This is a genomic window from Sphingobacterium sp. GVS05A (assembly GCF_019969845.1).
Lineage (GTDB): Bacteria > Bacteroidota > Bacteroidia > Sphingobacteriales > Sphingobacteriaceae > Sphingobacterium.
In genome coordinates this window covers 1-12,759 of the sequence record NZ_JAHXYR010000002.1, presented here as the reverse complement: position 1 = coordinate 12,759, position 12,759 = coordinate 1, and the positions used below count along the sequence as shown (strand labels likewise).

Genomic DNA, 12,759 nt, shown 5'->3' with positions numbered 1-12,759 from the left:
AATGCAAAAATTTCACTCAATAGCAACTGATAGGTACATTCCATTATCTTTTGACAATGCTTACCTGTTTAATCAGTATGATAGAATCAGTAATTTTTTGGTCTTTAACTTGGATAAAAAGTATCGGAATTTTTTGGCTAAGCCCGTTAAAAACAACTTTGATATTGATTGGTACAGTGTGCATATGGGCCTTCAACCATTAGAGCATTCATCTTATCGGGAATATGGTCTCAAACAATATTGGCTGGTAATGGGGGAACTTCAAAAACGTATAGAAGATCTTATGCGGAATAAAGACTCCAATGTACAGTATTGGGGGGCAATTCTTCAAACAGTTTTTAATCCAGAGGACAATCTTATTTTTACCAATGGACAGGATATCTGCATTATCTGGGGCTGGAAGTTTGAGAATAACCAAAATCGTAAACCGCATCTTCTTGGCGATAGCTTTCAGGAAACAATTAATCCACAGGATACCCTATTGCCACCACAGATTCCAGACATGGATCCCCCAATAGCTGATAACAGTGCTCCAAAACAATCCGAAAGCCTGGAGTCGGGGTCTGCTATTGAAAACCCTATTTCTTCTCCGGATATCCCCGAAGAGTATTTTATGGCTGATGTCAAAGAAGAAAACGTTGGTATAGAAATAGGTAAGAAAGAAAGTTTTTTGGCCTTTCTAAAATATATAGCGGTGACTTATTGGTGGGTGCTGATCGTTCTCTTGGGATTGATATGTTTGGTCTTCTTTTTTAAATCTTTAATCCACAGATCGTAATGGAACAGGTCAAAAACAAATCTTTCGCCAACAACTGGTGGCTATTTTATCCCTTATTGTTTCTGCTTATCGGTTTACTCGTTTATGCCTTGCTTTGGAATCCTGAGAATACGATTGAGGTGCTAAGACAGGAATTGAACGACTGCCGGGATAGGCACGCTGCTTCGCCTAAAAGACAGGTTGATGGGGAAGTCAATACCTTGCCTGACAACATTGATTCGTTGCAACTTGGGGAAATTGAGAAAAATCAGGCACAGCCAAAGGAAGAAAAGAAAGCCGAAAATACAATTGTTAACTGTGATGCAAAGGTAGAATCTGGCGGTCAGGGAGTCACCAAGACCAAGCATATCCTAGGCGATCAATCTGGGCGTGTAATTTTGCAGTACGATACAAAAACAATTCCAGATGAGATCAAAGTGTATTACGATGGTAAACGTATCGCTCATACAGACGGGCTTGTTTCTGGAGCCGGTCAGTTGGAGTGGATTTATGAAGTCGCCCCTGGCAAACCCAATTATTGTTACGTGGAAGTTTCGGCACCAACACCTCGCACCGTTTGGGAGTATATTGTTAACTGTCCACTTTAATAAAGATCTATGAAACATTCAAAATACCCATTTTATTACTACTTGTGCTTGGCGGCTTTTGTATTGCTGAGTGTGCTTTTTTGGACCTTTTTCCTTACAGCAGGAAACGTTGTAAGACGAGGTCCGGTACAGGTTGCGCCCATAGAACATAAACCTACAACTGCTACCACATTGGAGATAACCTCCATCGTGTATCTAGATGCGCTACCGCTGGCTTAGTATAACGATTAATATTTGAATCTAGAAGTAAAGAAAATTTAGCCTATATGAAACAAGAAAATTTTTTGTTTGTGGATGTGGTTTCATCCATTTTCCTGCTCATCCTGTTACTCTGTAATTTCTTTGGAATGCTCTATATGACAGAGGGTAACATGTTGTTGAGCCTAGCCGTCAGCCTGATTATTGTAGTCTGTTACTATTTTGTGCTACAGCTGCTGAAACGGAACAAAGAGCGTATGCTCAATCAAGGGTATATGAAGAGTACCGCCAGTTTATTTTTTATTGTATTCATTGTTTTTGGTCTGATCAGCTATGTCTTTATGATCCATTTGGTCAATATTGAGAAAAATAGCAAAAAGGCAATTCAGAAAGAAGCAGATGAAAAAGTGCTGCTTGTCAAAGATTTAGCCACACAGTACGATAGACGTGCCAATGAATCGTTGCAGACTTTTGAGGCACTGTTTAAAGGTAAATTAAACGCCTATAAAAATCAGCGAACAAACGTACTACGCAATGAATTGGGAAATCCACCTTTTAACCTGCCTGAAGCTATATTGAACAGTCCGTCAGCAAGTATTGATGTGTCGGCGAGTACCAATGCCATATTAAATGCTTATCAAGTTAAATATAACAATAACCATAAATTGTTGGACAGTTTAGTGTTCAAAAAAGCAGATAGTTATAATCAGATCTTTCAGCAATGGGATAGGCTTAATTTGGCAACAAACTACGTTGCCCTGAACGATTTTGTGAAAAGTAGCGCAACGCTTGTGAATGAAAAAATCAAGGAACTACCCGTTGACAATGAACCTATCAAAGTCACGACCAGTGACCGGAATTTGCCCTTGGACAGCCCGATTGCATTAGCGAAGATCTATTCGCCCGATTACCTCCTTCCACTGATTATTATACTGATTATGCATGCCTTTATTTTGATCCCTTACTTCACGTATCGGGTACGCAAGTATAACAGTCCCCGCTTAAAGGACACTGAAGCAGAAATTATTAATCGAGGTGGAACAATAGAACTTTAATACCTAAAAAGATGGATAAGCATAAAAAACAAAATATTTTATCGAACTGTAATATGGTTCCATTGCCTGCCTTGGATCAAGCTATAGTGGGCGGATTTATCGCATTTGATGAATTGGAACAGCATGGTCTGACCAGGGACAAATTGAAAGAGTTGCAGCTTTTGGATGATAGTCGGAATGGCAAAATTGTTTTACCACCTCCGATCCCCGGTTTGCCAACTATTGATGTCGAGTTGCCGCTGATGCCAGGAATGCCACCGTTACCTACGATGACCAGTCCAAGTGCTCCGATTCAGACCAGTGAAACATTGCTGGAACAAATCAAGAACAATGAAATTTCTGCCGACGATATCAAAAAGCTTATCGGGGAGAAGAAACTGACCTTTGACTATCTTGAAAGTATTGGAGTCGAAAAGAGAGTGGTTCAGGCATTGAAATTCTATAGCAGTGCCTCCGCTATTACGATCTTTAAGCGAATTGAGGACCTGCCACCCATGGAAAGTGGACGGACCGATCTTTATATGGTGGGTATGCCATTCTCAGGTAAATCAACGATCTTGGCAAGTCTCATCAAACATTCCAATAAGCAGGGGATATTAATGCACGATAGCTATAATCCCGATGGGAATAAATATTTGGAAACCCTGAAGAGAAATTTAGATTACGGTGTATTGCCGATACGTACTGATAGTGCAAGTTACAACTATATCGCGACTTCATTTAAAGATCAAAAAGGTACGACCCATCCATTCAATATTGTCGAGGTCCCGGGTGAAAATTATGTGAAGATCTTTAATCAGGGCTTTGAAAATTCGGAGATCCCCCAATTTATCAATTACGTCAAAAGCAACAACAAAAAAATCCTGGTATTTATTATTGATGCATTATCTCACGATAAGCGTTTTGAAGATGAAAAGTTCTTCTCGGCATTAGACCAAAGCATTGCCTACACCAATATCATATCCATTTTTAAGGACTCCAAGGTATTGGATAATACGGATGCGGTATATTTTGTGGTCAATAAGTTTGATTATATCAAACAGACCAGATATCGCGATGACGATAGGGCAGAAAGTGAATTAGCCCTCGATTACATGAATCAGGAGTTCCTGTCCCTGATCGAAAACTGTAAGACAGCGCGGGAAAATTCCAGAAACCAGTTTAAGATCAAAATACTGCCTTTTTCCATTGGTGATCTTGTTTACGAAAAGATTGTGACTACGATCGAAGATAAATATCCGCAAGAACTGGTGAAGAATATGTTGGAAGATAGTTTTGTCGTAAAAGGCGGCGCATTTTGGAAAAGATTTTTTTAAGAAATATTTATGGAAAGTACACATTATAGAAATAGAGTGCATCTTATTATTGAACGTACTCTGAATGGTCTGGATTATGATTATGTGTCGGCCGGACTGAATAAAAATGAATTAGAAAAGTTACAGCTTTCATTCGATGAAACCAGTCAAGTCGGTCAGTTTAATGAGGGGTATTGCTATTCTATCAAGCGGACATCGCAGCATTTGATTTATTCTGTTATCAATACGAGTATGAAGGATAATGCAAAGCGTAATGGATTTTTTGCAGTGCGTTTGATTGTTAAGCACAATGAACTGCTGTCACGTGTCATGCAATATCTATTGCAGATCACTACACAGTTTATAAATCATATGAAGGACGGGAGTTTAAATAATCAAAACTACGATCTTATTCTAGAAGAGGCTGCAAAAGACATCAAACGAGTCAATTGCATTACACCGGTGATTGAACTGGATAAAACAATATATTATCAATTTTTGAATCTCACTTTGGATCAGAGTGATGCTTTCAACAATCCCAAATTGGTATATGCGAGTAAAGTCTATTTCCTGGACGAACAGTCAATACAAAATGAGGGCGTCGCTCAACAGTTCGGTTTTCAGTCGACGCAAAACTTATTTGGAAAGGTTCGTAAGATTACATTTAATAATACCACTACAAATGGATTGCGTGTAAAGATCAACGAGCAAGAGGTTAGTTTGGCGAAGGATCAATTTATCATCTGCAAAGATGGAGACCGTGTGCAATACAAACTTATTTTTGATTCACGTTATAAGGACGTCAATATTTTCGAAGGAGAAGTGGAGGTGCGTCCCGAAGAGATTGTATTGCCTAAACGTCCAGTACTGGAACCCGAAAAAAGCTCAAGCGGACTGGTATGGGCCTGGATAATCGGACCAATTCTGGGAATTGCTATCGGTTATTGGGGAATTGACCTCGTTATGAATTTTTTTGGAACAGGACAAAAAGCTAACGATACTATTGTCGTAAAAGAGGAAATACCCGCCAAGAATTTTGCCTTCAAAATTGATACTGCCAAAAGTAGGGCACTTTACCTCGAGTTTACCGATTCCACCTTGCAAGGTTACGTTTTCAATTATAAAGGAAACGCGGAAGGCTGGAAGTTTTACAAAAAAGGAGAGGAGAAGAATATGAAGGCTTTGACCAAAGCCGAGTTGCGATCTATTGTCCAAGATGAGGATCGTATCCTTCATCTTTGTGATCAGCTGACTGCACTGATACCAAGCGATATTCCTGAAGACAAGCCCGCCACTACCAATTCAAGACCGATAGATAGTGAGGAGATTACCACCGATAAAAATAATAAATCGCAGCCGGAGAAGCCTGAAAAACAATCTAGCCAGCCAGTAAAAGGAGGGACCAAAGGCAATGAATCAAAAGTATAGGGGACTTTATTTTTTGGGAGCTACCCTAGGGGTTGGTTTACTGATTGTGGGTTTGATGAAGCTGATGAGTTCATCCCCAGTCCAGCAGGGCTCTACGAAGCAATCGGCTATCACAACGGCAAGTGGGCATAAAGTGTTGGAAAATAAGATCAAGGAGATTTCCGAAGACAATGTTAGTCCTGCACAGTACAACAACTTGCTGATCGAGATCAATAATGCGGCTTCGCAGGATCTATTTAATAAAGCGATTCAGGACATGCTGCTACAGCAACTCAATGACAGATATACTCAACTGAGCATGAACCGCATCAATAAATTGCTTCGTTCAGATCCTGTTAAACAGGCAGATCTTAATATCCTGGTCGCTCATCTCGAGAGTACCTTTGGCCCGACGGCAGAGGTTGCTGCGATCAAAAATAAAGTCAAAGCTTTAAATCACTATACGGAAGCCCTGCCACAGCGCGTAAATTCTCTGATCAATCAAGGGTTTGCTGAGTTTGATGAAGGGCAGTATAGGGCTTTAATGAACGAACTGGAGCGGATGCCAAATCTTGATGCCAATCTCAAAAGAAAGAAATCTGTTCTTGCGGTTAGAAATGCTGGTATAAGTAAGCTGCAGCAATTTCATCGGAATTACGAAAACTGGAATTTGAACATGAATTTATAAAACAGGATCCATCCGCTAAACAGTGGTTGTATCAGATAAAACCTACATAGATTAATCTATTGATATGAAATATTTATTAACCCTTTTTTTATTGGGCATGACTTTTTGGGGCTTTGCCCAAGCGTCCAACGATGAATTATTGGCCCAGGCCAAAGCACAAATGGATGATGGCTTGTATGAAGAGTCCATAAATACCTTAAATAAAATTCACGGAAAGACAAAGACAAAAGAATTCGTGGATTACTTTATGACCGTAAATTATTTCAAATTATTGGATAATGGCGACTATCCATCTTTTGAACTCATCAATAAGGTACGTAATCAGGGTGACCTGTTTTTGAAAAATTACCCTAAATCAAGCAACCTCGGTAATGTAAAAAGGATACTCGACAAAATGCATGATTATCCAAAGACACAGCAAGGCTATGATGATACCAAGAATCGAATCTTGCAGGAAAAAAAGATAGAAAGACAGCAGGTTTTGTTGACAGCGATCAGGAAATCCTATGAGGCGCAAGATTATGTCCAGAGTTTAGCCACCATTAAGGTTGCCAAAGAATCAGGATATGATGAGAGCCCTGTTCAGTATTATGATTTTATGGTTAAGTACAAACTATATGACCAGAATACTTCGCAAACATACCATGAAGTAGAATCTATAGTTGCACTTGGAAATTCTATTTTAGGCAGTGACCATAATTCACTGGCTAAGTTAAGTACGGCGGAAGTAGAAAAGATCAAAAATATTGTTGCCGGATTACCAAAATCGCTTGATGAGTTCAGAAAAAAAGAAGAGGATAAGCGTGCAGCAGCTTTGGCCCTGCAAAGGCAAAATAAATTTGCAGCTATATCAGCCGACTATGATGCACAGGAGTATTACAAAGTAATATCAGTTATAAACGACTTTCCTGAAAATTCCCTTGAGTACCTAAAAGTAAACTATTTTCAGGCAATGAGTCGATATCGACAGCTGAAAAGCCAATCCGACTATGAGTTTTCCGAGGTATTGACAGTGCGATCCAATTTGCAAGCCTATCTCGGTAAATATGCCGATGATAATCAGACTTATAAGAATGATGTTACGACAGCAATGGATGATCTGAACAAAAATTATCCTAGCTCTCAATATGCTTATGATGCGCTGTTAAAGAAGCGGGAGAAAGAAGAACTTAAAGCTCTTCGTAGGGCCAATCGAAAAATGTTCACCAATATTGGCTACGAGTATGGAAAATTAGCACCCATCGGTGTACGGTTTGAAGTCGGCGGCGGTTTTGTGGGTTTTTTCACGACGATACGCTATGGATTAAAAACAGACCGTCAGCTCGACGAGTATTATTACAATACCAACCGCTCCCAACCGAATAAAACCGAACTTATAGTAGGACCCAATTTTAAGGTCGCTGATTGGTTGCTGTTGAATATCGGCGGTGGCTATGGAGTTTATTCACATCTATATCGCAATGACTATGCACAGCGTGATGGCTATGGCAGAACAGGTTATTTTGCCGGTTATGGAGGGCTGACCCTTCGCCTCGGTACTTACGTCAATCTCATTGGCGGTGCCTCTTTGATGGCTATCGATAAACAATTTTCATCTAAAAAATTTACGCAACCTGAATTTACTGGCGGCATAACATTTAATATCCGATAATAATGAAACCTATTAATTTTATCCTACGAAACCTTTATTTGCTGTTTATTTTGACCGTTCCGTGGGTATCCTGTGATGACAAAGATCAGTTTGATTTTAATCAACATAATAAAGTTGCAGTGACAACACTGCAGGTGATGGGGGTAACCAAAAACGATGCTACTTTAAACGGAAGGGTGAATACCAAAAATGGTGAGGCGCTTACAGAGATCGGTATTTGTTATTCTACACAATCTAAACCAACGATTTCCAGTGAAAAAGTGCTCATGACCAGTGATTTGGATACCGGAACGTTTACCTTGCATATTCAAAGTCTTAAACCTTCAACGACCTATTATTATAGAGCATTTGCAACCAATGCCTCAGGAACAGCCTATGGCGATCCGTTGAGCTTTACCACCCAAAGCGGTTATGTCTCCAAGTTGGAAACAGAAGCTGCGACAGCTATTACACGCGTGTCAGCACAGCTAGGCGGAAAGATCACCGATGATGGGGGATATCCAGTCACTAGTAAAGGCATCTGCTATAGTTACATCACATCTTATCCAACAATTTCCAATGATAAGCTCGCGGTGGATACACAAAGCACATCGTATAAAGCCAACCTAACTAAATTAAGGGCCGGTACAACCTATTATGCACGTGCTTACGCGACTTCGTCAGTTGGGACAGGCTACGGTCAGATTATAAGTTTTACGACAGCATCCCCCATTGTAGCCTCAGGGATAACGACAGCAGTAGTCAGTTCAGTTACATATTCTTCGGCTGTGGTAGGAGGCGCTGTTCTGGAAGACAATGGAGCATCGATTACTGCACGGGGTTTATGTTATAGTGCCACCAATAGCGTGCCCAGTATTGCCAATGGATCCGTCGTGAATATCGGCTCGGGCACGGGATCGTTCTCTGGCCAACTGACAGGATTGGCGGTAAATACGACCTATTATGTACGTGCTTTTGCCACCAATAGTGCAGGTACAGCTTATGGGCCAGTTGTAAATTTTAAAACCTTATTGCCAGATTTGCCCAGTGTTTCTACAATGAGTCCTACGAGTGTGACGATGACTTCCGCCTATACGGGCGGTTATATTGGAAGTACCGGTGGCGGAAAGATCAGTTCAAAAGGAGTGGTCTATAGCAGCAGTAATGCCGCGCCAACATTGAACAGTGGGAAAGCTATCTCAGGTGGGGCAGGTCCCGATAATTTCTACATGACACTTTCTGGCTTACAGTATAACACCACCTATTATGTTAGATCATACGCAACCAATGAGGCTGGTACTTCCTATGGAAATACCTATACTTTTAAAACCTTGTTACCAAGCCTACCTTCCAATCTAAATACCTACAGTGCTTCGAATATTCAGCGGAGTTCTGTCTATGTGTCTGGTTATGTGGGGACAGCGGGAGGTGGGACTATTACTTCAAGAGGTATTGTATATAGCAATACAAATTCGTGGCCCACAGTCGGGAACAGTACTGTCGTTAGTTTAGGGACAGGTACTGGAAATTTAAACGTAACGCTGACAGGCTTGGCTGCAGGTACGACTTACTATGCCCGAGTATATGCAACCAATGAGGCCGGAACCGCTTATGGAAATATAATTTATTTTACCACATCCTCACCTTATACGGCACCTACCGGAGTGAACACCTCATCAGTTAATGGAATTGGCAGTTCCTATGCGACCTTCAATGGCTATGTCGCAACAGATGGCGGAAGTACAATGACCGAACGGGGATTTGTTTACAGCTCATCTTATAGTATGCCGACTTTATCGAATGGGATTAGGACAGCTGTAATCGGGAATTCGACGGGGTATTTTTCTAAAAGTGTGACAGGATTAACTCGGTATACCACTTATTATGTACGGGCATATGCTACCAATGCTTATGGTACCACGTACGGAGCGGTCACTGCTTTTTATCCCTATTAAATAACAACGGAAAACGGGAAGGGCGTTCTATTATCTTAGAACGCCCTTCCCGTTTTTTGCCCCCTGTTTTATTCGTTACTACTTATTTTGATGGCGTCACTACTTACAAAGCCGACAAGTCCTTTGTCAGTCTGTACCTTTGCCCAGTTTCCGATATTTGAAAGGCAGATTAGTTTTTGAGTTCTATAGATAGTCGTAATAATTGGAAAATCTAGCGCAGGCCCCTTTCTCAGGTCTGCTTTTTCAATTTTTAACTCCACTTTTTTTAGGTGGTAGTCTTTATTTCCCGATGATGTGTTGTCACTTGGTTTTGCTGGTGCTTTCACTGGATCTTTTTGTTTCTTGATTTTAGACGTAGATTTCTTTTTCATATCAAGATTACATACACCACAGGATCCACCACGCGCACAGTGTGCACATTTACTGCAATTGCGACAGGCGGTACAGTATGCGGAGCCTGTGCATCTTCCGAAAGCATGCTCATGATCTACCGCAGCATAAGTATTGGCTGTGGTCTGGCTGAATCCAAGCTGTGCTGATAATGTTGTTGCCAGCAGAATGTTAATAATTTTTATCATAATAATATTCTTTTATTCTTTGTTCCATAGTCCAAGTTGATGATCCCTTGCATACTGCTGGGCATAGACAAAACGTTGCTGATATTTTACATTTGGCGGAATGGTCATTAGTACCGCATACCCTTCTTTAATGATTTTTTCATTGATGAGGGTGCCATCTGCAAAGTATGCATAGGCCAGGGTGCGCCCATATTGATCCAAGGGATTAACATCGAGTTCCAATTTTACAGATTTATTCTGCAGCAGCTTTTGCGCATATTTTGACGCTTCTTTTCCAAAAGGTTGCTCTTTCTTGTGAAAGTAATTACGGGGTTCGGGTGCGTCGATACCGATCAATCGAACTTTGATCCGTTTGCCATTTTCATCCTTACACCAAAAGGTATCCCCATCGGAGACTTTGGTGATTTTATAGTCCTTGGCTGTTGTTATTTTGGTGTGATCAGTATTGCTGCTTGCGAAAGCTGCGAACTGATTGACCTGCGCTTCTTTTTTTTGATTACAGCTGATCAGCGATGTTGAAATCAGCATAAGTGAGCTGAACAGCATGTTCCATTTTTGATTGATACTTTTCATTTGGCGATCTGTTTTTATACTATTTTTCCCCTTTTCTTCGCTCGGTCAGGTTGAGGCAATTTTCTAGTTTGATTTCTTTTTTGCGCCATCCATTTGATTATACATGTTGTAATTATTTGTGGGTGAATAATATGGTTCAAAATTAGGATTTACATTTTCTCGGATTTATGGTTTCCCGTAAAAAGCCCTGGTCGTTAGTTTCTACTTTTGAATTATCAGAAAAAAGTAAATAACATAATCGCTTTATAGTAAAATCAAATAAGCCATTATTAAAAATTGAAAACTATGGATTTTAAAGATGAGATTCGTCAATTTGCCAAGCGTGTTGACCGACTTTTACCACAGATCAAAACAGAAGAAGCTACAAAGACATCCTTGGTGATGCCATTTTTGAAGATATTGGGCTATGATGTTTTTGATCCTTTTGAGGTGCAACCTGAATTTATCGCTGATATCGGTATCAAAAAAGGAGAGAAGGTTGATTATGCGATCTTACGTGAAGATAAACCCGTTATCTTAATAGAATGCAAACATTATGCAGATGGGCTTGATCCGCATAATTCGCAACTGTTCCGTTATTTCCATACGACAGAAGCCAAGTTTGGTTTGTTGACTAATGGTGTAGAATACCGATTTTACACTGATCTGGTTACGCCAAATAAGATGGACGAAAAGCCATTTTTTGAATTTAAGATTATGGATATCAAAGACAATGAGGTATCCGAATTGCGCAAATTCCACAAAACAGAATTTGATCTGGAAAGCATTTCCAGCGTTGCGAGCGAATTAAAATACTTTAATGAGCTGACGATTTTAGTTATGGCTGAAATGCAGACCCCGAGTGACGATTTCGTTCGGTTTTTTGCGAAACAGGCTTATCCGAGTGTTGTCACAGCAAAGGTTTTGGAGCAGTTTACACCATTGGTCAAGCGTGTTTTTACACAGATTGTCAATGATCAGATTGCTGAGCGACTTAAAAGCGCGCTCAAAAAGGAAACTGAAGCCGAAGAAAAGAATGCTGCAGTTGCACCGATAGAACCCGATGCAGTGATCGTTACTACCGAAGAGGAGATTGAGGGGTACTTGATCATTAAATCCATCTTACGGAAGGATATTGAGGTGGGGCGTGTTTTTATGCGGGATAATCAGTCCTATTGCGGCATCCTGCTAGATGATAACAATCGCAAACCAATTTGTCGTTTTTATTTTACGCCCAATCGCCTCCGTATAGGTTTGTTTGACAAAGATAAAAAGGAAGCCAAATACGATCTGGACTCATTGGATGATATCTACAAATATTCGGAACAGATTGTCGATACGGTCATTAACTACTAATTATCCCTATGATGATACCTGGAAACCTTAAGAAGCCAAAAATATTTTAAAAATTATTTTATCGCCTGGAAATTATGAAAAGAACAATTTTTCTCGCAACACTTTTTTTATTAGTGGTAGCATGTGTAAAGCCTTCTAATGAAGAGAAGGCTAAAGTTTTAATCAAAGAATATATACTTAAGTATGCAAATGATCCGAAGAGTTATGAGGCTATTGAATTTGGATCTTTGGATTCATTGCAATCAATCGATATGATTGGTACCGGTGCTGAGTATTTTAATCTGCAGAATGAATTTTCAAAAAGTACTGACATGGAGGAAAGAAAAAAAATTATGGTTAAGCAATATAAATTATTAAAGGATCGACAGGGTTTTCAAATGATACATCGATATAGGGCTAGTAATGCATTTGGGGCAAAAGTGCTTTCGGATAATATTTTTTATTTCAATGCAGGTATGGATTCGGTACTCGTCGTAAGAAAACCTGGAGAATAGGAATATGTACTTTTTCATCTCCCCTAAAGTATTACTAGGTCATTAGAAATAAAGGTTACGAGACTGTAACATGAACTGTGTCAGAGGAATAATTCAATAAGATTATTTATATTCAATTATTCAAACGACACGGTCATGAAAGAAAAAGACCCATTCGACTTTGAACGCTTCAAGGCAGAAGCCATG

General features: G+C 39.9%; 13 protein-coding genes. 11 read left to right on the top strand and 2 right to left on the bottom strand.

Going from position 1 to position 12,759, the window contains the following annotated elements; all coding sequences use genetic code 11:
• Position 1 precedes the first annotated feature (1 nt).
• The 9 genes from LC454_RS04910 (at position 2) to LC454_RS04870 (ending at position 9,593) form a co-directional block, all read left to right on the top strand.
• Entirely contained in the window at positions 2–778 is a 777-nt protein-coding gene (locus LC454_RS04910) for a hypothetical protein (protein WP_223580206.1), read from the top strand.
• Complete coding sequence (locus tag LC454_RS04905) at positions 778–1,365, top strand: hypothetical protein (RefSeq protein WP_223580204.1); 588 nt, start codon at positions 778–780, stop codon at positions 1,363–1,365. Before LC454_RS04910 ends, LC454_RS04905 begins: the two co-directional genes overlap by 1 nt.
• Before the next feature lie 9 nt (positions 1,366–1,374).
• Entirely contained in the window at positions 1,375–1,584 is a 210-nt protein-coding gene (locus LC454_RS04900; protein ID WP_223580202.1) for a hypothetical protein, read from the top strand.
• Positions 1,585–1,631: 47 nt separating this feature from the next.
• Positions 1,632–2,618 carry a hypothetical protein gene (locus tag LC454_RS04895; protein WP_223580200.1) on the top strand — a complete coding sequence of 329 codons (987 nt, stop codon included), beginning with the start codon at positions 1,632–1,634 and terminating at the stop codon, positions 2,616–2,618.
• Between the two features lie 11 nt (positions 2,619–2,629).
• The gene (locus LC454_RS04890; RefSeq protein WP_223580198.1) at positions 2,630–3,934 is read left to right on the top strand and encodes a hypothetical protein; all 1,305 of its coding nucleotides are present in this window, start codon (positions 2,630–2,632) and stop codon (positions 3,932–3,934) included.
• A gap of 9 nt (positions 3,935–3,943) precedes the next feature.
• Positions 3,944–5,341 (top strand): hypothetical protein, encoded by a 1,398-nt coding sequence (locus LC454_RS04885; RefSeq protein WP_223580196.1) that lies wholly within the window; start codon positions 3,944–3,946, stop codon positions 5,339–5,341.
• Positions 5,325–6,008 (top strand): hypothetical protein, encoded by a 684-nt coding sequence (locus tag LC454_RS04880; protein ID WP_223580194.1) that lies wholly within the window; start codon positions 5,325–5,327, stop codon positions 6,006–6,008. Before LC454_RS04885 ends, LC454_RS04880 begins: the two co-directional genes overlap by 17 nt.
• Positions 6,009–6,072: 64 nt before the next feature.
• Positions 6,073–7,659, top strand: a complete 1,587-nt coding sequence (locus tag LC454_RS04875; protein ID WP_223580192.1) for a hypothetical protein — start codon at positions 6,073–6,075, stop codon at positions 7,657–7,659.
• A 2-nt stretch (positions 7,660–7,661) separates the two neighbouring features.
• Entirely contained in the window at positions 7,662–9,593 is a 1,932-nt protein-coding gene (locus LC454_RS04870; protein ID WP_223580190.1) for a fibronectin type III domain-containing protein, read from the top strand.
• Between the two features lie 68 nt (positions 9,594–9,661).
• Here the strand turns inward: LC454_RS04870 and LC454_RS04865 are convergent, their stop codons facing one another.
• Positions 9,662–10,171 carry an SH3 domain-containing protein gene (locus LC454_RS04865; RefSeq protein ID WP_223580188.1) on the bottom strand — a complete coding sequence of 170 codons (510 nt, stop codon included), beginning with the start codon at positions 10,169–10,171 and terminating at the stop codon, positions 9,662–9,664.
• Positions 10,172–10,183: 12 nt separating this feature from the next.
• A complete protein-coding gene (locus LC454_RS04860) occupies positions 10,184–10,744 on the bottom strand; it encodes a thermonuclease family protein (protein ID WP_223580186.1) in 561 nt (186 codons plus the stop codon).
• Between the two features lie 285 nt (positions 10,745–11,029).
• On the opposite strand from LC454_RS04860, the gene LC454_RS04855 reads away from it, so the two are divergent.
• Positions 11,030–12,079, top strand: a complete 1,050-nt coding sequence (locus tag LC454_RS04855; RefSeq protein WP_223580185.1) for a type I restriction endonuclease — start codon at positions 11,030–11,032, stop codon at positions 12,077–12,079.
• A gap of 74 nt (positions 12,080–12,153) precedes the next feature.
• Entirely contained in the window at positions 12,154–12,573 is a 420-nt protein-coding gene (locus tag LC454_RS04850) for a hypothetical protein (protein ID WP_223580183.1), read from the top strand.
• Positions 12,574–12,759: the final 186 nt, after the last annotated feature.